At 54.5% G+C, this 22,278-nt stretch carries 21 protein-coding genes and 2 tRNA genes; 10 read left to right on the forward strand and 13 right to left on the reverse strand.

What is annotated here, in order from left to right:
• Positions 1–16: 16 nt before the first annotated feature.
• Positions 17–916, reverse strand: coding sequence for a DMT family transporter (locus B9Z48_RS01255; protein WP_108376888.1), 900 nt, complete (start codon positions 914–916; stop codon positions 17–19).
• Complete coding sequence (locus B9Z48_RS01260) at positions 913–1,767, reverse strand: 3',5'-nucleoside bisphosphate phosphatase (RefSeq protein WP_089953117.1); 855 nt, start codon at positions 1,765–1,767, stop codon at positions 913–915. The genes B9Z48_RS01255 and B9Z48_RS01260 overlap by 4 nt, the downstream gene beginning before the upstream one ends.
• Positions 1,768–1,918: 151 nt before the next feature.
• On the opposite strand from B9Z48_RS01260, the gene B9Z48_RS01265 reads away from it, so the two are divergent.
• Complete coding sequence (locus B9Z48_RS01265) at positions 1,919–2,164, forward strand: YfhL family 4Fe-4S dicluster ferredoxin (RefSeq protein WP_108376889.1); 246 nt, start codon at positions 1,919–1,921, stop codon at positions 2,162–2,164.
• 18 nt (positions 2,165–2,182) lie between these two features.
• Here the strand turns inward: B9Z48_RS01265 and pth are convergent, their stop codons facing one another.
• The 7 genes from pth to B9Z48_RS01300 form a co-directional block, all read right to left on the reverse strand.
• A complete protein-coding gene (gene pth / locus B9Z48_RS01270; protein WP_089953113.1) occupies positions 2,183–2,818 on the reverse strand; it encodes an aminoacyl-tRNA hydrolase in 636 nt (211 codons plus the stop codon).
• A 119-nt stretch (positions 2,819–2,937) separates the two neighbouring features.
• Positions 2,938–3,567 carry a 50S ribosomal protein L25/general stress protein Ctc gene (locus B9Z48_RS01275; RefSeq protein ID WP_108376890.1) on the reverse strand — a complete coding sequence of 210 codons (630 nt, stop codon included), beginning with the start codon at positions 3,565–3,567 and terminating at the stop codon, positions 2,938–2,940.
• Between the two features lie 99 nt (positions 3,568–3,666).
• Positions 3,667–4,644, reverse strand: a complete 978-nt coding sequence (locus tag B9Z48_RS01280; RefSeq protein WP_194944597.1) for a ribose-phosphate pyrophosphokinase — start codon at positions 4,642–4,644, stop codon at positions 3,667–3,669.
• A 41-nt stretch (positions 4,645–4,685) separates the two neighbouring features.
• Positions 4,686–4,762: transfer RNA gene (locus B9Z48_RS01285), tRNA-Gln, on the reverse strand.
• Positions 4,763–4,796: 34 nt separating this feature from the next.
• Positions 4,797–5,642 (reverse strand): 4-(cytidine 5'-diphospho)-2-C-methyl-D-erythritol kinase, encoded by an 846-nt coding sequence (ispE, locus tag B9Z48_RS01290; RefSeq protein ID WP_108376891.1) that lies wholly within the window; start codon positions 5,640–5,642, stop codon positions 4,797–4,799.
• 49 nt (positions 5,643–5,691) lie between these two features.
• Positions 5,692–6,246, reverse strand: a complete 555-nt coding sequence (locus B9Z48_RS01295; protein WP_233260975.1) for an outer membrane lipoprotein LolB — start codon at positions 6,244–6,246, stop codon at positions 5,692–5,694.
• Positions 6,243–7,985 carry a tetratricopeptide repeat protein gene (locus B9Z48_RS01300; RefSeq protein ID WP_108377163.1) on the reverse strand — a complete coding sequence of 581 codons (1,743 nt, stop codon included), beginning with the start codon at positions 7,983–7,985 and terminating at the stop codon, positions 6,243–6,245. Before B9Z48_RS01300 ends, B9Z48_RS01295 begins: the two co-directional genes overlap by 4 nt.
• Before the next feature lie 70 nt (positions 7,986–8,055).
• Here B9Z48_RS01300 and mutM point away from each other — a divergent pair, with 70 nt between their 5' ends.
• Both mutM and mutY read left to right on the forward strand, forming a co-directional pair.
• The gene (gene mutM, locus B9Z48_RS01305) at positions 8,056–8,871 is read left to right on the forward strand and encodes a bifunctional DNA-formamidopyrimidine glycosylase/DNA-(apurinic or apyrimidinic site) lyase (protein ID WP_089953103.1); all 816 of its coding nucleotides are present in this window, start codon (positions 8,056–8,058) and stop codon (positions 8,869–8,871) included.
• Positions 8,856–9,896 (forward strand): A/G-specific adenine glycosylase, encoded by a 1,041-nt coding sequence (gene mutY, locus B9Z48_RS01310; protein ID WP_089953101.1) that lies wholly within the window; start codon positions 8,856–8,858, stop codon positions 9,894–9,896. The genes mutM and mutY overlap by 16 nt, the downstream gene beginning before the upstream one ends.
• A gap of 91 nt (positions 9,897–9,987) precedes the next feature.
• Here the strand turns inward: mutY and rapZ are convergent, their stop codons facing one another.
• From rapZ to B9Z48_RS01325, 3 genes are read right to left on the reverse strand one after another with little or no spacing between them, the layout of a single operon-like run.
• Entirely contained in the window at positions 9,988–10,851 is an 864-nt protein-coding gene (gene rapZ / locus B9Z48_RS01315; protein ID WP_108376893.1) for an RNase adapter RapZ, read from the reverse strand.
• Complete coding sequence (gene recN, locus B9Z48_RS01320; protein WP_089953097.1) at positions 10,848–12,539, reverse strand: DNA repair protein RecN; 1,692 nt, start codon at positions 12,537–12,539, stop codon at positions 10,848–10,850. The genes rapZ and recN overlap by 4 nt, the downstream gene beginning before the upstream one ends.
• A gap of 3 nt (positions 12,540–12,542) precedes the next feature.
• Positions 12,543–13,436, reverse strand: a complete 894-nt coding sequence (locus B9Z48_RS01325; protein ID WP_089953095.1) for an NAD kinase — start codon at positions 13,434–13,436, stop codon at positions 12,543–12,545.
• Between the two features lie 28 nt (positions 13,437–13,464).
• Here B9Z48_RS01325 and hrcA point away from each other — a divergent pair, with 28 nt between their 5' ends.
• From hrcA to B9Z48_RS01360, 5 genes are all read left to right on the forward strand, one after another.
• Complete coding sequence (gene hrcA, locus B9Z48_RS01330) at positions 13,465–14,469, forward strand: heat-inducible transcriptional repressor HrcA (protein WP_089953093.1); 1,005 nt, start codon at positions 13,465–13,467, stop codon at positions 14,467–14,469.
• Positions 14,470–14,504: 35 nt separating this feature from the next.
• Positions 14,505–14,581, forward strand: a tRNA-Ile gene (locus B9Z48_RS01335).
• A gap of 146 nt (positions 14,582–14,727) precedes the next feature.
• A complete protein-coding gene (locus B9Z48_RS01340) occupies positions 14,728–15,012 on the forward strand; it encodes a hypothetical protein (RefSeq protein ID WP_108376894.1) in 285 nt (94 codons plus the stop codon).
• Between the two features lie 478 nt (positions 15,013–15,490).
• Positions 15,491–16,015, forward strand: a complete 525-nt coding sequence (locus B9Z48_RS21320; RefSeq protein WP_146186215.1) for a hypothetical protein — start codon at positions 15,491–15,493, stop codon at positions 16,013–16,015.
• Positions 16,016–16,622: 607 nt separating this feature from the next.
• Positions 16,623–17,147 carry a hypothetical protein gene (locus B9Z48_RS01360; protein ID WP_089953085.1) on the forward strand — a complete coding sequence of 175 codons (525 nt, stop codon included), beginning with the start codon at positions 16,623–16,625 and terminating at the stop codon, positions 17,145–17,147.
• Between the two features lie 158 nt (positions 17,148–17,305).
• Here the strand turns inward: B9Z48_RS01360 and B9Z48_RS01365 are convergent, their stop codons facing one another.
• Entirely contained in the window at positions 17,306–18,265 is a 960-nt protein-coding gene (locus B9Z48_RS01365) for a tripartite tricarboxylate transporter substrate binding protein (protein ID WP_108376898.1), read from the reverse strand.
• A 202-nt stretch (positions 18,266–18,467) separates the two neighbouring features.
• On the opposite strand from B9Z48_RS01365, the gene B9Z48_RS01370 reads away from it, so the two are divergent.
• Together B9Z48_RS01370 and B9Z48_RS01375 are read left to right on the forward strand one after the other, a co-directional pair.
• Positions 18,468–20,147 carry a hydantoinase B/oxoprolinase family protein gene (locus B9Z48_RS01370; RefSeq protein WP_089953083.1) on the forward strand — a complete coding sequence of 560 codons (1,680 nt, stop codon included), beginning with the start codon at positions 18,468–18,470 and terminating at the stop codon, positions 20,145–20,147.
• On the forward strand, positions 20,144–22,270 hold the full coding sequence (locus B9Z48_RS01375) for a hydantoinase/oxoprolinase family protein (protein ID WP_108376899.1): 2,127 nt from the start codon (positions 20,144–20,146) through the stop codon (positions 22,268–22,270). The genes B9Z48_RS01370 and B9Z48_RS01375 overlap by 4 nt, the downstream gene beginning before the upstream one ends.
• Positions 22,271–22,278 lie beyond the last annotated feature (8 nt).

The raw sequence follows: 22,278 nt of genomic DNA on the forward strand, positions 1-22,278 counted from the left end.
TGAAAAGAGGGCAGACTCAAGTTTGCGCAGCTTGAACGGCGATGCGGCTTTCCCGCACAGTGAGCCAGGCGCCTAATGCGCCGCACAGGGCGACCAAACCCATGCCAGCAAAGGTCCATGGGTCGGGCAAATGGTTGAACACCACCCAGCCGCCCAGCACGGCAAAGCCGATCTGGGTGTATAAATAGGGCGTCAAGGTGGCAGCTGGAGTGCGGCCGTAGGCCAGGATCAGCAAAAAATGTCCAATCGAGGCCAACACCCCCATCAGCAGTAATTGCAACCAGACTGTCCAGTCTGCAGGCATTTCCCAGACAAAAGGCAGCAGCAGTGAGGCCATGGCGGTGCCGATCCAGCCGGTGTAGAAATGGGTGGTGATCGGGTCTTCGGTCTTGGCCATCTTGCTGGTCAGAAGTTGAAAGCCGGAGTTGGTTCCCACCAGCATCAGCAGCAAGAGCACGGTCCAATCAAGGTGTTGGCTGCCGGGACGGATGATGATCAGGGTGCCGACAAATCCCCCCAGCACCAGCAGCCAGCGCAGAGGTCGGATTTTTTCTTTCAGTAGCCAGGCTGCCAGCAAGGTGATGACCAGGGGTGCCAGCAGTGAGATGGCCGTGAACTCTCCCACGGGCATGTATTTGAGGCTTAAAAAAGCCAGGATGCTGCAAGCAAACAAGAGCATGCCGCGAGCAAGCTGAAAACGCGGGTGCTGTGTCTGCAAAATGCGACGGCCGCGGCCTGGCCAGACTGCGACCGTGGTGATGACGGCCTGGATGGCGTAACGGAACCACAGTGCCACCAGGACCGACAGGCCCGCGCTGACGTGACGGGTGGTGGTGTCCAGAGTGGCAAAGCAGGCCGTCGCCAAAACGGCAAATCCGATGCCCTGAAGGCTGGCGAGTCTGAGCGTGGGGGTCACTGAATGCGGTTGGCCAGCAGGTCCCAAACCGGGGTCAGTTGACCAGGCAGCAAAGGCAGGGTGCCCAGGTCGATGCGGCTTTCTTCAGGGCTGTGAAAGTCACTGCCACGCGAGGCGGCCAGATCGAACTCCAGCGCAGTTTCGGCGTAGCGCACCGCTTCGGGTGAAGAATGGCTGCCAGTGATGACCTCCACACCGCGCCCGCCGTGGGCCTTGAATTCACTGAACAGCGCGTACTCTTCGTTGGGCGTGAAGCCATAACGGGCCGGATGGGCAATGACGGCGATACCACCCGCTTCGGTGATCCATTGAACCGCTTCTTGCAAGCGTGCCCAGCGGTGGGGCACGTAGCCGGGTTTGCCTTCGGTCAGGTATTTGCGAAACACCTCCGAGGTGTCGCTGCACACGCCCGTTTCGACCAGGTGGCGGGCAAAGTGGGTGCGCGAAATCAGCTCGGGATTACCGACGTAGTGCAGGGCACCTTCGTAGGCGTTTTTGATGCCCACTTTGGCAAGGCCGTCTGACATTTCCTGGGCGCGTTCACTGCGCCCGCCCCGGGTGCGGCGCAAGCCAGCCACCAAGGCGCTGTCATGCGGGTCAAAGCCCAGGCCCACGATGTGCACCGTCTGGTGGGCAAAGGTGACCGAAATCTCGGTGCCGGTCAGGTAGGGCAGTCCCTGCGCACGGGCTGCGGCCAAGGCGCGGTCTTGCCCACCCACTTCGTCATGGTCGGTCAGCGCCCACAGTTCCACGCCGTTGGCTTTGGCACGTTCGGCCAGGGCTTCGGGGGTGAGGGTGCCGTCAGAAATGACGGAGTGGCAGTGCAAGTCGGCGTTCATCATGCGGTCCATTTTAGGCGCATGTCGCCGGGCCAGGGCGTGTTGTGGGGTCTTGTAGTGCCCAAGTTGAGGAGCAGACAACAGCCCTGCAGTCCTTCGGGCTGATGCCTGTGGCCGATAATCCGGGCATGACCACGATGCAGACTTTTGCGGAGCCCCAGCCATGGCACTGATGATCACCGACGAATGCATCAACTGCGATGTGTGTGAACCCGAGTGCCCGAACCAGGCGATCTATCTGGGTGAAGAAATTTACGAAATCGACCCGTCCAAGTGCACCGAGTGCGTGGGCCATTTTGACGAGCCTCAGTGTGTGCAGGTTTGCCCTGTGGCCTGCATTCCCGTCAACCCCCAGCACATCGAAAACCCTGAATCGCTTTGGGCCAAATACCGCAGGCTGCAGGGGTAGTGAGCCGGGTAGCCCGCCTCATTCTGCGGTGGGTACGTCTGGCGCAGGCGCTTTGACCGGCCGGGGCGGTTTGGGGCGTGGTGGCTTGCTGGTGTGGATGCGCACCATGGCCTTTTCCATGTCGCCCGACAAGAGCAGCGGCAAAGCTGCTACAGAGCGGTGGATGCTGTCGTCGATGGCTTTGCGGTGTTCGAGCATGGGCTTCTTTAAAACCCAGCTGACCACTTCGGCCTTGTCGCCCGGGTGGCCCACGCCAATGCGCAGGCGCCAATAATCGGCCGTGCCCAGTTGGGCATGGATGTCTCGCAGACCATTGTGCCCCGCATGGCTGCCGCCCAGCTTGAGCTTGGCCTCGCCCGGTACGATGTCGAGTTCGTCGTGCGCGACCAAAATTTCTTGCGGCTGAATTTTGAAGAACCGGGCCAGTGCGCTGACCGACTTGCCTGACAGGTTCATGAAGGTCTGGGGTTCGAGCAGCCACACGTTTTGACCGTTGACGGTGGTGCGAGCCACCAGACCGTGGTAGCTGCGCTCAGGCACCAGTGAGACCTTGAGCTCTCGGGCCACGGCGTCAATCCACCAAAAGCCGGCGTTGTGTCGGGTGTCGTCGTATTCACTACCCGGGTTGCCCAGGCCAACGAAGAGTTTGATCATGGGGGTTCATTGTCCTTGGTGAAGCATTCATGGGGTCGGATCAACAGCACCGGTGCCAAGCAAAAGGCCCGCTTGCGCGGGCCTTTCAAAGCAGGCTGGAGAGCCCTTAGACACGAAGATTACTTCTTGCCTTTGCCTTTGCCCTTGGCAGCTGCAGGAGCAGCGGCCACAGGTGCGACCACAATTTCTTCAACAGGTGCGACGGCCGTCACAATGACGGGGTTCTTTTTGCCATGGGTCACAGGCTTGCAACCTGTTGGCAAAGTGATGTCGTTCAAATGCAGTGACACGCCTTTGGTCAGACCTTTGAGGTCCACGGCGATGAATTCAGGCAAGTTGGCAGGCAAGCAAGCCACTTCGATTTCGGTCACCACGTGGTTGATCGTGCACTTGTCAGTCTTGACGGCTTCCGACTCTTCTTCACCGTTGTAGTGCAATGGCACTTTCATGTGCAAAGTGGTGTTGGCATCGACGCGTTGGAAGTCGATGTGTTGAACCAATTGCTTGTAGGGGTGCATTTGGTAGTCACGCAGCAAGACTTTGCTGGACTCACCATTGAACTCCATGTCCAAGATGGAGGCGTGAAACGCTTCTTTTTTCAAGGCGTGCCACAAAGCATTGTGGTCCAGTTCAATCAGCTGAGGAGCCGTTGTGGAACCATAAACGATGCCCGGTGTGCGACCGGCGTTGCGGAGACGGCGGCTCGCACCCGTGCCCTGCTTGGAGCGCTCAAAAGCGACAAATTTCATACATTTCTCCTTCTAGGGCCCACCGCGACCAGTGCGACCCTGACTCAAAAAAGCCAGCCAGTCTTGGAAGACGGCTGGCGACTGTGGGCCTGTGACCGATCAGGCGTGATCAGAAAACAGGCTCATCACCGATTCACCGTGGGCAATGCGGTTGATCGTTTCAGCGATCAATGGTGCCACGGAGAGTTGGCGAATCTTGGAACACGCAGCCGCTTGTGCCGACAAGGGGATGGTGTTGGTGACCACAACCTCGTCGAGGGCTTCGCCTTTGGCGATGCGGTCGATGGCTGGGCCCGAAAAGATGGGGTGAGTGCAGTAAGCGTAGACTTTTTTTGCGCCACGCTCTTTGAGCACTTCTGCGGCTTTGACCAAAGTGCCCGCCGTGTCAATCATGTCGTCCATGATCACACAGTTGCGTCCATCGATCTCGCCAATGACGTGCATCACTTCGCTGACATTGGCTTTGGGGCGGCGCTTGTCGATGATGGCCAGATCACAACCGAGTTGTTTGGCCAAAGCGCGGGCACGGACCACGCCACCGACGTCGGGTGACACAACAATCAGATCGTCGTAGTTTTGCTGACGCAAATCGCCCAGCAAAACTGGGGACGCGTAAATGTTGTCAACCGGGATGTCAAAGAAGCCTTGGATTTGGTCGGCGTGCAAGTCCATGGTCAAAACGCTGTCAACACCAACGGCTTGCAGCATGTTCGCCACCACTTTGGCCGAAATCGGCACGCGCGTCGAGCGTGGACGACGGTCTTGCCGGGCGTAACCAAAGTAAGGAATGACAGCGCTGATGCGTCCAGCCGATGCACGTTTGAGCGCGTCGACCATGATCAGCAATTCCATCAGGTTTTCATTGGTGGGTGCACAGGTGGACTGAACCACAAACACTTCGCGTGCCCGAACGTTTTGCTTGAGTTCGACAGTGACTTCACCATCGGAGAAACGTCCTACATCAACAGCGCCAAGTTGCGTACCCAAGTGCTTGGCGATTTCGGCAGCCAAAACGGGATTGGCATTACCGGTGAACAGCATGAATTCAGGGGGGAGCGGGGCAGGCTGCATGTGCATTCCAGCGATCAGAAAAAAGGGCCTGTACGAATGAACGTATTTGGCAGGGGAAGAAGGACTCGAACCTTCGAATGCCGGAATCAAAATCCGGTGCCTTAACCAACTTGGCGACTCCCCTACACGGGTTAACCGCTGGAACAGCGATCAACCGATCAACTTTCGCTGGATGCCCAACCTGATAAAGGATGAACTTCCATATTGCTGCAAAACCGGCTGAGAAAATGATCAGGTACTGTCACTTTCTTGGTGTTGTCCTTGCAAAGGGCAAACACTGCGCTTCCGGAACCCGTCATTCTAGCTTGTAATCCGTGATCGTTGAGCAAGTGAATTGCCTGACCGATACCGGGGCACAAGTTTTGTGCAACGGCTTGCAAATCATTGTGACCGAAGTCATATGTCTGTGCAGCGAAGACCGAAATTGTAGCAGTGTTTGTGTCACGTTTAAGATCTGGATGCGCAAATATTTGAGAAGTTTCAAGACCAGTTGGGGGCTTGATGACCCAAAAGTGGGCTGCAGGCAAATCGATGGGGGTGATTTTTTCTCCAATCCCCTCGACCCAAGCGTTGCGACCTCGCAAAAAAAATGGCACATCGGCACCCAGTTTCAGGCCCAGTTGCTCAAGTTCGGACAGATTCAGCTTGAGTTTCCACAAGCGGTTCAAGGCCAACAGGCAAGAGGCAGCGTCGGAAGATCCACCGCCCATGCCCGCTTGCGCAGGAATTTGTTTTTCAACGGCGATGTGAACCCCATCGGTGCATCCGGTGTGGTTTTGCAGCAAATGCGCAGCACGGGTGATCAGGTCATTGTCTGGCAGTGCCATCGTGAGATCCTCGCGACTGATGCCGCCGCCAGGCCGCTTTTCAAAATGCAAGGTGTCGCACCAGTCGATGAGCATGAAAACCGATTGCAGCAAGTGGTAGCCATCAGGTCGGCGACCTGTGATGTGCAAAAAAAGGTTCAGTTTGGCCGGGGCGGGCACATCGTAGAGCGATTTCATGAATGGATTATCACCATGCTGGGTGTGCTCGGATGATGATGGTTTGTGCTCAGCGGTCCAAGGCGATGCGCAGCAAAGCCCCTGGGACGGGCTGTTGGCGCACAGCCGTGATTTTGCCTTGAGCGTGTCCTGATAAATCCACTTGCCAGCCCGGTGCCTCAGCCGGACGACCTGCAAGCCATTCAAACAAGGCCGCAATGGGCAACTCGGTCCCTGTTAATCGAGCCCCTAGGCTTTGCAGATTGTTGCTTTGAGTTTGCTGCTGTCCTTGTGTCAGTTGCGCACCCTGTGCGGACCATTTGAGCAAGGCCAAGGTGGTTCCGATGGGGCTGAGCAAAACCATTTCACCTGTTTGGGCCGAGCCCTGCAATTCAAAACTGGCGCTCAAGGTTTCGGGGGGCTCTTTGAGAACTTCAATGGCCAAGCGTCCTGACCAGTAAGCGTTGGCGTCTGGTGCGCTCAAGCGAGGGGTCGAGCAGCCCGTGGCCAACAGGGCCAAGACCAGCGTTGCAGCCCATGTACCTCGCTCCAGCTGCCAGCTTGGCCTGTTTCGACCAGAAACAAGTTGTGTGCCCACCGCTGGCCAAGTTGCCTTGTTCATCATGGCTTGAAATCAAAGCGTTTGAGGGTTTCAACCAGTGTTTCGTTGTCGGCTTTGAGCAAAAGGCCTTCGCGCCAAATGGCTTGAGCTTCTTTTTGTTGACCCATGCTCCAAAGGACTTCGCCCAGATGGGCCGCAATCTCGGCATCAGGGCGGGCTTTGTAGGCGGCCTGCAAAATGTCCCGAGCTTCGCTCAACTGGCCTTGGCGAAAAGCCACCCAGCCCAGACTGTCTTGAATATAGGCGTCGTTGGGAGAGAGCTTCAGGGCTTTCATGATCAATTGCCGGGCTTCGTCGAGTCGAACGTTGCGGTCGGCCAAGGAATAGCCCAGGGCGTTGAAGGCATGGGGGTCTTGTGGTTTGAGCTGCATCAGCTCGCGCAGCAGGCTTTCCATTTCGTCAAAGCGCTTGAGCTTTTCAGTCACCATGGCCAGCTCGGACAGCAGTTCGCTGTTGGGGGCGTTGGCATTCATGGCTTGTTTAACGACGGTGTAAGCTTCATCAAACCGTTTGTTGTCACGCAGCCAAACCGACTGAACAAGGGCTTTGCGAATGGCTTGTTCGGTGTTGGTGGTTTTGATTTGGGCCAATACTTGGCGTGCTTCCTCGCTGCGGCCTTGTTGGCTGAGCAAGTCGGCCTGACGGCTGGCCAGTTTGATGGGGTCGGCCGCGGCAGGAACTTGACTCAGCCACTGCGCTGCTTGGTTCAATTGACCCAAGCGCTGGGCTATTTGTGCCAAGGCCATCAAGGCCTCGGACAATCTGGCTTGTTCATCCTTGTCTTGACTGCTTTGGACCAATTGAACGTATTGGTGCAGTTTTTTTTCGGCTTCGGACCATTGGCTGTTTTCTTGGAGCATCAAACCGTGTACCAGCCAGGCTTCTGAAAAGGTGGGGTGTTCTGCATTCAGGCGCTTGAGCTCATGCAAGGCTTGTGCTTGTTGGGCCTGACCGATCAGGTGCCTGACGTATCCAAGTCTTAATGGCGGCTGAACGTCGCCTTGCATGGCCTGTGCCAAAAATGGCGACATTTCGGCAGGGGTTGAATTGGCCAGGCTGAGCGCCAAAATCAGGGGCGCAGAGGCCTTGGCATCTGCGGCGTGGCCTTGGCGTGCTGCTTCTATGGCCAAAGGGAGTTGACCTGAATCGCGCCGCATGCGGCCAATGGTGGTCCATGTCGTGGCTGCGGTGCTGCTTTGTTTCAAGGCAAAAGCCAAGGCTTTTTCAACAGTGTCTGCCGCCATTTGTTTGTCTTGCACCCTGGAAAAAACCCGGGGCACAGACGCAATGGCCATGCTTTGTTCGACTTCGGGCAGTTCTCGGATGGAGTCGGTCAAGGCCTGTCCCGCTTCGTCAACTTTGTTCAAGGCGAGCAAAATTTGCAACACATAGCGGTTGGCTTCGGTGGCTTGGGGGATCGCTTTTTTCCATGCCTGTGCGGCTTGAAGGGCTGCATCGCCTGATCGCGACTGCAAAGCCAGATCGACGGCTCGCTGAAACAGCCGGGGGTCGTTGGTTTTGCGTGCCGCATCCAGAATCAGAGAAAAACCACTGCCTGGCGAGCCGCTGCGCACATTCAATTCACCCAGCAGCAATTGGTAAAACAAAACAGCATCAAGGGCTGATTTTTGCGCGGGGTTTTCGGCCGCGGGGGTTGCGGGTGGTGCGGCGGGTGTGGCCGGTTGTGCCCATGCGCTCAAAACGCAAGAGGAGATGACGGCGAGTCGAAACCAGAATTTCATGGCTTCATCATAATCGAGCAAGCCGCTGGCTTGAGCAGCGTCAAACAAGCCCCTTTTTGCCCCCCAGCCTATGCCTGAACTCCCCGAAGTAGAAGTCACCCGTCGCAGTTTTGTCGATCGCATTGCTTCAGCCCGAATCTTGGCCCTGCACATGGGCAAGCCACTGCGCTGGCCCTTGGGTGTGCCTGCGCTTCACTTGGTGGGAAGACAGGTTGTGGGGGTGCGCCGACGCGGTAAATATCTCTTGCTTGATTTGGACCAAGGCTTGTTGCTGCTGCATTTGGGCATGTCCGGTAGCCTTAACTTTGCGCCTGCGCAGCCCGAGCCCGGCGTGCACGACCACATGGACTTGGTGACCGATCGGGGGGTGTTGCGTTTGCACGACCCGCGCCGCTTTGGTGCAGTGGTCTGGGCCCCGTCTGAAGACTCACCTCAAGCGCAGAAATTGCTGGGACGTCTGGGTGTCGAGCCCTTGAGTGCCCAGTTTGATGTAATCGCTTTTGCGCTGGCCCTTAAAAAACGTCAGTCGGCCATCAAACAGGTCTTGTTGGCGGGTGATGTGGTGGTGGGTGTGGGCAATATTTACGCTTCTGAAGCTTTGTTCATGGCGGGCATTCGCCCTACGACCAAGGCCGCGCGTTTGTCTAAACCGCGTGTGGCCCGCTTGCACGCCGCCATTGTCCAAGTGCTGAACCGAGCGCTGGAGCAAGGCGGCAGTTCACTCAAGGATTTTGTGAGCGCCGAAGGCCGCACCGGCTACTTTCAGTTGGAAGCCGCTGTTTATGGCCGGGCGGGCGAACCTTGCCGACGCTGTGCTGCACCCATCAAGTCCATGCTGCAAGGCCAGCGCACCACCTTTTATTGCCCAACATGCCAGAAACCGTGACAACTTTGCCTGAAGATTTTGCCCGCCGCATGGTGGCGTGGCAGCGACTGCACGGGCGGCAAAGCCTGCCCTGGCAAAACACCCAAGACCCTTACCGCGTTTGGTTATCCGAAATCATGTTGCAGCAAACGCAGGTGAGCACGGTGTTGGATTATTTTTCGCGTTTCTTGGTGCGTTTTCCGGACGTGGCTGCGTTGGCAGCCGCGCCGCAAGACGATGTGCTGGCTCTGTGGAGTGGCCTGGGTTATTACAGCCGTGCCCGCAACTTGCACAAATGCGCCCAAGAGGTGATGGGGCGTTTTGGCGGGTCATTTCCGCGCCGCGCCGACGATCTGCAAACCCTGCCCGGCATTGGCCGATCCACAGCGGCAGCGATTGCGGCGTTTTGCTTTCAAGAACGTGTGGCCATTTTGGATGGCAATGTCAAACGCGTGCTGACCCGTGTGCTGGGTTACGGCGATGATTTGGCTGTGGCCAAGAACGAAAAAACCCTTTGGGCGCTGGCGCAAGACTTGTTGCCCACCCAAGCTGCCGACATGCCGCGTTACACCCAGGCCCTGATGGATTTGGGGGCCACCGTGTGTTTGCCGCGCAAGGTTCAGTGCGAATCCTGCCCTGTGCACGCTGTGTGCCAAGCCAAAGCCCGTGGCGAGCCGCTGGCCTATCCCGTCAAAACCCGCAAACTCAAACGCAGCAGTGCCACGCTGTGGTTACTTTGGGCTGTTAATGAGCAAGGGCAGGTGTGGCTGCAAAAGCGCCCGGACACCGGTATTTGGGCCGGTTTGTTCAGCTTGCCGGTGTTCGACTCGGAAACGGATTTGTTGGCCGCCTGGGCGCAAGGCACGCAGCTTGATTACAGAACACCCTGGAAGCATGTGTTGACCCACCGCGATTTGCATTTGCACCCGGTGCGCATGCTTGGGTCTGCGGCATCCAACCCGGCTTGTGCCGGACTGTGGGTGGATGCCCATGCCTGGCCCGCGATGGGTTTGCCAGCGCCGATTCGAACCTTGCTGATGGATTGACCCATGGCATGTCGGCGACCTGTGCCTGGCCTGTATTTGTGGCAACCCGCTCCTCAGGTGAGCCGCAATAGGGATGTGCAAATGAGTTGAGTCAGAGCGCGTCCAGCTCTCGGTGTCGTTTGAGGGTGAGCCACCGTGTGCCGAAGTTTTGCACCAGTTGCTCCACCATGAACACCGAGCGGTGTTGCCCTCCTGTGCAGCCGATGGCCACCGTCACGTAACTGCGATGGTCACGCTCGATCGCCGGAATCCAGTGTTTTAAAAACCCCTCGATTTGCAATTGCATTTGAACAAATTCTTCCGACTGACGCAGGTAAGCCTGAACAGGCTCGTCACGTCCCGTCAGGGGCTTGAGGGCACTTTCATAGTGAGGGTTGGGCAGCATGCGCACGTCAAACAAATAGTCGGCGTCGGTGGGAATGCCGCGTTTGAAAGCAAAGGATTCAAACACCAGAGTCAGCTGCGCCGATGGGGCGCTGACCAGCGTTTTGATGTAGGTCTGAAGTTGAGCCGAGCGCAGCAAACTGGTGTCGATGACGTGGGCACGCTCTCGCAGGTCAGACAAGAGTTCGCGTTCGAATCCGATGGTTTCCACCAGTGCTTTGTCGTTTTGAGGTTTGTCGCCTCCTGACAAAGGGTGCTTGCGGCGTGTTTCCGAATAACGCCGCTGCAAGGTGTCCGATGAGGCGTCCAGGAAGACCGACTTCACAGTCATGCCCATGTCGCGCAACAAGGCCATTTGCTCGGGCAAGAGGTGCAAGGAGTTGGCGCTGCGCACGTCAATCGCAATGGCCAGTCGTTGTTCCTTTTGTTGTTGTTCGAGCTTGACAAAGGGGATCAACAATTCGGGTGGCAGGTTGTCGACGCAGTAATAGCCCGCGTCTTCGAGTGCGTGCAGCGCCACCGATTTGCCTGAGCCGGACATGCCGGTGATGAGGATGATGTCCATGTTCAGCGTTGAGCGGCCTTGCGGCCCATGATTTTGGTGGGGTTGCCGAGCATTTCACGGGCATGTGCCAAGGTGGTCGCCGATAACTTTTCTCCGCCCAACATGCGAGCGATTTCGCTCACGCGCTCATCGCCGCTGACGCCTCGCACTTGGCTGCTGACTTGGCCCTTGGCGGCGGCTTTACTGACCAACAGATGGTGGTCAGCGCAGGCGGCTACTTGGGGCAGGTGGGTGACCGCCAGCACCTGACGGTGTTGGCCCAATTGCTTCATCAAGCGGCCCACGGTTTCGGCCACGGCACCGCCCACACCAGAGTCCACTTCGTCAAAAATCAAGGTACCTGCTTCGCCCAGTTCGCTGGTGGTCACTGCGATGGCCAGTGCAATGCGTGAGAGTTCTCCACCCGAGGCCACTTTGCCCACAGGTCTTGGCGTGCTGCCTTCGTGCCCGGCAACGAGAAAACTGACCTCTTCCATGCCGTGCTGCGCGAGTGTCTCCAAGGGTAGCAATTGCACCTCAAATCGCCCCCCCTGCATGCCCAGTTGCTGCATCGCACTGCTGACCGCCTGAGCCAGTGGTTTGGCCGCTTGTTGACGCTGACGCGAGACCGCTTTGGCCGCTTGGGTGCAGGCGTTTTGTGCAGCCATTGCGGCTTTTTGCAGACTTTGCAAGTCGGCAGCAGCATCGAGTTGAGCCAACTCTTGACGCCAAGCCTGCAGTGACAGTGGCAGTTCGTCAGGTGTTTTTTTGTAACGCCTGGCCAAGGATAACCAAAGGCCCATTCGCTCATCGAGTTTGGCCAATTGTTCGGGGTCCAGATCGGTTTTACGCAAATACGCATGCAGGCTATGGGCCACGTCTTCGGCTTGTGCCAGAGCTGAAGCCAGGACATCGGCCAGAGCGCTGAACTCAGGCTCGACGGGGCCAAGCGATTGCAAGGCCTGGATGGCACGCGACAGCTGCCTGAGTGCGCCACCTTCGCCGTCGTTTTCTTCACCTTCGAGCAAGACAGTGCCCAAATTGGCCCCATCCAGCAGGGCTTGAGCGTTGGCCAGTCGGCCATGCTGGGTGCTCAGCTCCTGCCATTCATCCACTTGGGGATTGAGTTTTTCCAGTTCACCGATTTGCCAAGCCAGTCGTTCGCGCTCACGGGTCAGGGTGCTTTGAGCTTGTTGCGCATCGGTCAGAGTTTGCTGGGCTTGTCGCCAAGTGTGCCAAGTGGTTTTCAGGGGGCGGGTGTCAATGCCCGCATACGCATCCAGCAAGCCCCGCACCGCATCGGGGCGAGTCAGGCTTTGCCAGGCGTGTTGCCCGTGGATGTCCAACAGTTGCTCGCCCAGTTCGCGCAGCTGTGTTGCGGTGGCAGGGCTGCCATTGACCCAGGCGCGGCTTTTGCCCGAGGTGTCGACTGTGCGGCGCAACAACAAAGATACATTCGTTTCAAAACCAGCCTCCTCCAGCCAAGACTGGATGGCGGGGGTGGGGTCGAATTCGGCGCAAACTTCACAGCGGCTTGCACCTTCACGGACCACGCCAGATTCGGCGCGAGCACCCAAGGCCAGCTGCAGTGCGTCAATCAAGATGGATTTGCCGGCACCGGTTTCACCCGTCAAAACGCTGAAACCACTGGCCAGGTCCAATTCAAGGGATTGCACGATCACAAAGTCGCGCAAGGTGATGTGCGTCAGTGCCATGTCTCAGTCGCCTCCATTCCAATGCATTTTCTTACGCAGGGTGTCAAAGTAGTTCCAACCTGCGGGATGCAAAAAGCGCACCGTGTGCTCAGAGCGCTTGACCACAATCCGATCACCCAAAATCAGATCGGCCAATGACTGCATGTCGAAATTGGCGCTGACGTATCGCCCGGCCACGATTTCGATGCTGATTTCAGACGACTCGGGCAGAACGATCGGCCGGTTGGACAAGGTGTGAGGTGCAATGGGTGCCATGACCCACCCACCAATGCCAGGGTGCATCAAAGGCCCGCCCACCGACAAGGAATAGGCGGTGGAGCCTGTGGGGGTGGCGATGATCAGGCCGTCGGCGCGTTGGTTGGACACAAAACGGCCATCGACCTCGACCCGCAACTCCACCATGCCCGAGGTGCCACCCCGGTTGACCACCACGTCGTTCATGGCCAAAGCGCTGAACACGCTGCGTTGGTCACGCATCACATGGGCTTGCAGCAGGCTGCGGTCTTCGGTTTGATAGTGGCCTTGCAGCATCGGCAACAACACATCTTGGTAACTTTGTAGCGGGATATCGGTGATGAAACCCAGTCGACCTTGGTTGATGCCCATCAAAGGCAGATTGAATCGGGCCATTTGCCGACCAATGCCCAGCATGGTGCCGTCACCCCCAACCACGAGCCCCAGATCACACTGCTGGCCAATGGCAGCCATGTCGAGCATGGGGTGTTGGTTCAATCCGGTGTGCAAAGCGGTTTCTTGATCCAGCACCACGTCACAGCCTTGCCGCGTCAGAAACTGGGCCACGTCGTCCAAAGCCCGGCGAGAACTCTCCAGTGCCCCACCGTGGGCGGTGGTGTGGTACTTACCAAAAAGTGCAACATGACGGAACTTGGATTTCATCTGCAAATTACATCATTAAAATGTGTCTATGCTAGATGATCGTGCCAAGTTATTGCTCAAAGCGCTGGTTGAACGCTATATTGCGGACGGCCAACCCGTGGGCTCGCGCACGCTCTCCAAAGCCTCTGGCCTGGACCTGTCGCCCGCCACCATCCGCAATGTGATGTCCGATCTCGAAGAGCTGGGCCTGATCGCCAGCCCGCACACCTCGGCAGGGCGCATCCCCACCAGTCGTGGCTATCGTTTGTTTGTGGACACCATGCTCACGGTGCAACGCGACGGCTTGGATACGCCTGCGCTCACCCCGGATCAGCCGCAAAAAGTGATCGCCAGTGCGGCCAATTTGCTCTCCAATTTGTCGCATTTTGTGGGCGTGGTCATGACCCCCCGCAGGCCTTCGGTGTTTCGGCACATTGAATTTTTACGCCTGTCCGAGCGGCGTTTGCTGGTCATCATTGTCTCGCCCGAGGGCGATGTGCAAAACCGAATCCTGTTCACCGAGACCGATTACTCCCAAAGCCAGCTGATTGAAACTTCTAATTTTTTGAACAGCCATTACGCTGGCATGGCCATTGAGCAGGTGCGCAGCCGGGTGCAGCAAGAGCTTGTGAGCCTGCAAAGCGAAATCGCCACGCTGATGCAAGCGGCCGTTCAGGTCAGCAGCGAGGCTTTGGCCGAAGACCAGAACGAGGTGGTGATTGCCGGCGAGCGCAACTTGCTGTCGGTCAGTGACTTTTCCAGTGACATGGGGCATTTGCGCCGTGCTTTCGAGCTTTTTGAACAAAAAACCCAGTTGATGCGTTTGCTGGACGTGTCCAGCCAGGCCGAGGGCGTGCGCATTTACATTGGCGGTGAAAGTCAGATCGTGCCCATGCAAGAGCTGTCGGTGGTCAGCTCGCCTTATGAGGTGGATGGCCAAGTGGTGGGCACCTTGGGCGTGATCGGCCCGACCCGCATGCCCTATGACCGCATGATCCAGATCGTCAACATCACTTCGCGCTTGGTCAGCAATGCGCTGAGCCAGTCCAAATAAACGCCCGCCAGGCCACTACAATCACGGCTTCGGTGGGGGCGTTAGCTCAGTTGGTTAGAGCAGAGGACTCATAATCCTTTGGTCCACGGTTCAAGTCCGTGACGCCCTACCATTCAATTCTTCAAGTCACTTTGTACAACGCTGCAAAGTGACTTTTTTTATGGGCGTGTTCCAAGTTGACGCACGCTGCCAGCACAGTAGTTCCACGCTGCGGGGTTGTGCCGTATGACTGAACGCCACACTGACACACCGCTGGCAATGGATGCAGCCACCGTCAAAACCAGCAAGGAACTCACTATAGATGCGTTGATACAAGCATCGCCCAGCGTCGTGCTGCTGCGAGACGGTGAATTGGTGCTTTATGGCCGCGCACGCAGTCTGCTTGACCAGTGCCGCTTCAAGTTGGCAGACCGCAAGTGGCACAGATTCTCAACACGCCGTGCCAGTTTGGAAAACGCCATGGCTGCTGCCTGGGATAGGTATGACGAAGCCAGATACCGCCAGCGGCTGGGTTTAGCACACAGAACGCCTGCTGAAAGATAAGTGGTGCGGTACAGAATCAATGGGCATAGAGGCCCATTTGCTGATGAAACTTGGAATGCCACATGGACAGAGGCGCCCGTTACCTGCGGATTTTTGTGAATGGCAATACAAATCATCGAAGCTCAAGGCCAAGGACGAGGCAGTTGACGAGATGAAGCAGACACACGCATGCTACGTGTGCATTGACGAGGCGTTGTTTGAAACAACATTCACTCAGCTGACGTCCTGCAAGTTTTTCCGTTTCTGTGAAGGCTTTCAACGACCAAGTTTGAACAGAGCCTTGAAGCGGTCAATCCGTGGCATTACATTGGTTAAGAACTAAAATTAAAAATAGTATTTATATATCTATATAAATATTTTTATAAATATAAATTAAACATAATTTAATATTAATAGTTAATGTTAACATATAATTTTCTAGCATCAATGATGATAGGCAGGTTGACTGGAATTGCAGTTTTGTCTTAAAATTTGGAAAATGAACAAAACCAAACCGCTTATTTCCGCACAGGAGTTAGATGCACTGATTGGAGGATGGGGTTATTCATCGAGCCCCGCGATGGTTGATAAATTTTTTCCAATTCGAATTGTTTTATTAATCACCTTGGGTGCTATTGCCTCTTTTAGCTTGCTTTTTTTTACAGATAATATTTTTCAAGCTTTACATAATAATTCTGAAGCTACTTGTATTAAAAGATATATGTATTTTAGAGGATGGTTTATGTTGATTTTTTTGATGATTGGATTCAATGCTTATCGAACGGGTAAATATGTTGCAATTAACTTTTTTATCATATTTATATTGGCGGCAATGAATTTTATATCTGATTTGTTCATGGTCTATCCTTCAAGATTGCAAAATATCACACCAGACTTTACGCTTATTTTACTCGGTCGCATAACGCTATTGTGGTTTTTGTTCTTAGGTGTTAAAAATGCGTCGCGGATACCGGAAAAAGGCAGTCGATTTGATGTTCTATTACCGTTTAGACGTGAAATTTAGATGTACATACTCGGAATGAGTTTCAAAAAATTCGCAGACCACAAATAAGGGGACTTGAACAAGTGTGAGACCAATGGCAGTGTCAAATGCGCACTTGTGGTGCGCACGAGTCGGTTCCTGATGCAGGTGAGCCTGCTGGAGATCAAGTCCGCCATTTCGTCCGATATGCTGCTGGGTTACTCTGACAAGCCTACTTACGTTGCTTTGCTGCAGCGTCCGAAAATCCTATCAATACCCAAGCCCGGGCAATGGCGATGCACAAAGAATGGAACGAGCGCACAGGATTTACTGTGTACTTTTTTTTACATAAGCCCGAGGGAAATGATCTCAACCGAGCAAATGAATGGCTTCATCCCACGGACGTTGCCTTCTAGGTTGACAGCCAAGGCGAGCTGGATGCGATTGCAGATGAGTTCAACAACCGCCTGCACAAAGGCTTGGGCGGACGATCATCGCTGTCTATTTGCAGGGAGCTTCCTCTGAATACACCACGATCATTGATTGAAACTCAAGGGTGAAGTGCTACACTCCAGCTTTGAATTCGTCGTTTTTGCTGATTCTTCTCATTGCTTAAATTTAAGTATTAAAAATAAAAAGTAGCAGACATATGAAAGAAAATAAACCACTTGTGAGTGCTCAAGAGCTAAATGCTTTAATTGAGGGCTGGGGAGAAACAGCGAATCAGCAAATTGACAAGTTTTACCCTTTGCGTTTTTGGCTCATAGTTTCAATTGCATTTATTTATGCATTCAACTTGTTGTTTACCCCAAATGAAATTGCATCAAGACTCTCCAATGAGCCTTTGGAAATTGCAAGGTTAACTAATTTTCTTTATTTCAGAGGCTGGTTCATAATTTTGGTGACAGCAATAGCAACCTATGCGTATCTCAACAACTGGTATATCAGTATTGTAATTTTCTGTATATTTTTGATATCGTCAGTGAACTTTATCTTTGACTTTTTTACTGTGTACAATGGTCAAATTGGTACGCCAACTACTTTGTTGACTGCTATATTGTTGTTGCGTATATTTATCTTGTTGTTGCTCTTTTTCAGTGTTAAAAACTTATCTAAAATACCAGAAAAAAAAGACAGAATGAACATCTTTTTGCCATTTGGCAAGAAAGAATGAAATAGTTGATTCGAGTAGAAATTTCAACACTGGGCGGATAAAAAGTGTAGTGCAACACCTCTTATCAGGTCTTGAATCCAAGCCGCTTTATGAACAGTTGATTCGGCCTCTTGAATGCAGGTTCTCCACATCTTGGAGCGATGGATCTGAAAGTCGATTCAGTCCATCTTGGCCCCGGACTTGATGATCACCTGCTCCCATTTGTCAATTTCGGCCTTCACAAAGGCTTTGAAATCTTCGGGGCTGCTGCCAACGGGTTCGGCGCCTTGTGCCTCCATTTTGTCTTTGATGTCTTGCGTATTGATGGCCTTGATGGTGGCGTTGTACAAGGCATTGACGATGTGCGCAGGGGTTTTGGCGGGGGCAAACAGACCATTCCAACTGGAGACCTCAAAGTCCGCAATTCCAGCCTCTGCCATGGTGGGAACATGGGGCAAAGTGCCCATGCGTTTTTTGCTGGCCACCGCGATCACATTGAGCTTTCCACTTTTGAGATGGGGAATGGCTGATAAGGCGGTTTGAAAGCTCATTTGAACCTGTCCGCCCAGCAAATCAGACATCGCAGGCGCTGCCCCTTTGTAAGGGACATGGATCAAATCAATGTTGGCGCGAAGTTTGAGAAGTTCGCCTGCCAAGTGTGGCGATCCGCCGCTCCCACTGGATGAGAAAGCCATTTTTCCTGGGTTTTGCTTTGCCAGGGCCACAAACTCGCGCAGGTTTTTAGCAGGTACTGAGGGGTGCAATGCCAAAACCGAAGGGGCAGTCATGGTCTGGGTGATGTGGATGAAGTCCCGCATGGTGTCATAACCGAGATTTTTGTAGGCGGTCATGTTGGTGGCGTTGGCGATGGTGCCCAACAGCAAGGTGTAGCCATCGGGCGTGCTGCGCGCTACAAATTCCGAGGCAATGTTGCTGCCTGCCCCCGCACGATTTTCAACAATCACAGCTTGTCCGAGCGTTTCCTGAAGCTTGATAGCAATGCTTCTGGCCACGATATCGGTGGCACCACCGGGCGCGTAGCCTACGATCAAACGGATGGGTTTATTGGGGTAGCTCGCATCTTGGGCATGGGCAGAAAATGCCAAAAGCCCCAACAAAATTGCCCAGAAGCGATTCATAAAATGACTGTCTCGTGGTGTGTAAATTTAGCCGCCAGTGTAGGTAGAGAGTGAGCCAGTCGGCAAGGGTTTGAACATGGGTGTTGACCCTTATGGGACAGAGGACGACTTTAGCCTGTCGCTAAATGAGACTTTGTGATTGCCCAATGGTCCAGGTTCAGGTGGTTGGTCACAATCAAAAAAGCAATTGATTGGGTGATCCATGGGAAAAAGCATCAGCGCACTGCAACTTGGAATTGTTTGGCAACGTTTGACGGGGCTGATGGATGAGGTCGCTCAAACCTTTGTTCGCACTTCGTTTTCAGTGGTCGTTCGTGAAAACTGGGACTTGGCCTGTTCATTGATGGATGCCAACGGCAGGGTGTTTGCGCAATCATCCCGTTCTATTCCCTCATTTTTAGGAACCATGCCACGAACTCTGGCCGCCATGCTGGAGCGCTATCCCAAACACACGCTGGAGCCTGGTGATGTCTTGATTTCCAATGACCCATGGTTGGGTACTGGACATCTGAACGACATCACCATGGTTCGGCCAATTTTTCGCGGTGTGGAGTTGGTGGCATTTGTGGGCTCAACCTTCCATACGGTTGACATTGGTGGTGCCCCCAATCCTTTTGCCAAAGACGCCTATGAGGAGGGCTTGTGCATTCCTGTTCTCAAAATTTGCAGACGGGGTGAAGAAAATTCGGATGTGGTTTCTTTCATCAAAGAAAACTTGCGTGAGCCTTTGGAAACCCTGGGTGACATCCGTGCGCAGTTTGCCGCTTACGAGTTGGCTCAAATCAAATTGTTGGCCTTGCTGCAGCAAGAAAAAATCGACGATTTGGCGGCGGTGACAGATCAGATCTTGTTGCGTTCAGAAAACAGCATGCGAAGAATGCTGGAATCCATGCCCGATGGGGAGTTCGATGACCAGGTCATGGCAGATGGGTTTGAAAAATCATTGTTGATTTGTTGCAATGTTCGGAAAAAAGGCTCCGAGTTGGTGATCGATTATTCAGGCACGGATGCACAAATCGATAAGCCGATCAACTCTGTGATGAATTTCACTTTTGCTTACAGTGCCTATGCCGTCAAGTGTGCATTTGATCCCTCATCCCCCAACAACGATGGTGGACTGCGTCCCTTGACCATCTTGGCACCGGAGGGCTGTTTGGTGAATCCAACACGGCCGGCGCCCGTCTGGGGTCGGCATCTTTCTGGGCACTATTTGCCCTTTGTCATTTTTGGAGCGCTCTCCAAAATGATGCCCAACAAAATCATTGCGGACAGTGGCTCACCGATTTGGAATGTCTATTTCAAAGGGGTCGATCGATCCAAGCGTAAGTTTGTGAAAATGTTTTTCATGAGCGGTGGTTACGGTGCCAGAGCCAACAGCGATGGTCCTGCTTGTTTGAGCTTTCCGACCAATGTCGCCAACAGCCCGATAGAGCAATTTGAAAATCAGACGCCCATGCTGGTGACTGAAAAGAGTTTGCTCGTAGACAGCGGAGGGGCAGGTCTGCACAGAGGTGGACTGGGGCAGCGGATTTCTTTCAAATCGCTGTCGCCTGAGCCTTTGGCCTTCATGATTCGTCATGAGCGGGTCAAGCATCCGCCTCGGGGCTTTCTGGGTGGACTCGATGGGGCAGCGGGGCTTGATTTATTGGACGGTGTGAAAATTCCCGCTAAATCGGTCATCAGCATGCAAGAGGGGCAGGTCGTGACTTTTGAAACCCCTGGTGGGGGTGGTATGTCACCCGCTCATCTGCGTGAGCGTTCTGCGGTCCAAAGAGATTTGATCGATGGCGTAGTTTCAGTTGCAAGCGCGCAGCAAGATTATGGTTTGTCTGAGTCCGAAATCAAACAAATGCTGATTGCAAACAAAGGCAAATTGTCATGAGCAGTGAACCGAAGGTCATGAAGGGCCCCTTCCGTATTGGGGTGGACATTGGGGGAACATTCACCGACTTGGTCATGATTGACTCGCAAGGTCTCTTGGTTAACGAAAAGGTATTGACCACACCGCATGACCCCTCTGAAGGGGTGCTGACCGGGGTTGCCCTGATCACGAAAAACAACGGCGTCTTACCCGAGCAAGTGGAGAACATCATTCATGGCACCACGCTGGTCGCCAATGCATTGATCGAACGAAAAGGTGTGGTGACCGCATTGGTCACCACACAGGGGTTTCGGGATGTTCTTCAAATTGCGCGTGAATGGCGCTACGACATCTATGATTTATTTTTAACGCCAGTCGAGCCTTTGGTGCCGCGATCACTTCGCTTCGAGGTCAATGAACGGGTCGCATTTGATGGCGCCGTGGTGGTGCCACTGGACGAAGCTGCGCTTGAGCCCATTGCACGGCAAATCCGGGAGGCCGGTGCCCAGGCGGTCGCGATTTGTTTTCTGCATGCCTTCCGGCACGATGCCCATGAATTGAAGGCCAAGGAAATATTGCAGGCGCTGCTGCCCGACGTGACCATTTGCATCTCCAGCGAAGTCATGCCTGAAATTGGCGAGTATGAGCGGACAGCAACGGCAGTGTGCAATGCGTATGTGCAGCCCCTGTTTGAAAAATACATCTCTGGTCTGATCCAGGGTCTCAAAAGCATGGGTATTCAGAAGGACTTGTACCTCATGCAATCGGACGGTGGAACGGTCCATTACACGACGGCCATGGCCTATCCGATTCGACTGGTGCAATCGGGTCCTGCCGGCGGCGTGCAGGCCACGTCATTGATTGGAAAAATGGCTGGCTTGAAAGATGTTCTGTGTTTTGACATGGGGGGTACGACCGCTAAAGCGTGTCTGATCAATGGCTCTGAGTCTCAGGTCATCAACGATTTTGAAGTCGCTCGCTTGCAGCGTTTTCGCAAAGGCAGTGGCATACCTCTGAAGGTGCCGGCGATCGACATGATTGAGATTGGCTCAGGCGGCGGCAGTATTTCCCGGGTCAATCAATTGGGCTTGATCCAGGTCGGTCCTGACAGTTCAAGTGCCGTTCCCGGTCCTGCCTGTTATGGGCAGGGTGGACAAGATCCGACGGTCACAGACGCTGACCTGGTACTGGGGTATTTGGATGCGGGGTCATTTTTGGGTGGCGACATGCCCTTGGATCTGACTGCAGCGAGCCGAGCGATCGACACTCAGATCGCGCAGCCATTGTCATTGTCCATCGTTGATGCGGCATTTGGCATCCATGAAACCGTCAATGAAGCCATGGCCCAGGCGGCCAGCATCCATGCTCTGGAAAAGGGACTCAAAGCGTCCCATTACGCCATGGTGCCCATCGGTGGTGCTGGTCCTGTACACGCTTGTCATGTGGCCATGAAACTGGACATGCGGCACGTTCTCATTCCGCGAGGTGCTGGTGTGGCATCGGCCTTTGGATTTTTGGCATCGCCCATGTCATTCCAGTTTGTCCAGGCACAGATCTCAACCTTGACGCTACTCGATGCAGACAAAGTCAAAGAGTTGGTGGACAGTTTGCACAAGAAGGGCATGGCGATGATGGCGCACTCTGGCCTGACATCGGACCAGTGTCGTGTCAAGGTCAGTGCAGCCATGCGCTATGTGGGTCAAGGATATGAAGTAGAGGTGCCCGTGGACATGGCCTCGCCACTGGGTAGTTTGGTGAGCAGAATGGCGCACGGTTTTTCTGAGTGTTACCAGCACTTGTATGGCCGTACCGAAAAAGACACGCCCGCCGAAGTGGTGTCATGGCGTGTGGTTGTGCAGGGGCCTTCCCCCGATTTGCTGCAAGTGGCAGATTCGCTGGATGAGACGGCCTTACCCCAAGCTGCCCATGCACTCAAAGGGCACCGCCCCGTCTTTTGTGTCGTGAGAAAAGAATTCGTGACCACACCTGTGTATGCCCGTCATTTGCTGGCTGTTGGCGCTGTTTTGGAAGGCCCTGCCATCATTGAAGAGCGCGAATCAACGGTGGTTATTCCCCAAATGGCCCGGGTCACTGTTGATGCGCATTTGAACTTGCGCATTGACCTTCCCCTTCAGTCTTCTTGAAAGCTGGT

The sequence above is a fragment of the Limnohabitans sp. WS1 genome, assembly GCF_003063265.1.
Taxonomy (GTDB): Bacteria; Pseudomonadota; Gammaproteobacteria; order Burkholderiales; family Burkholderiaceae_C; genus Limnohabitans_A.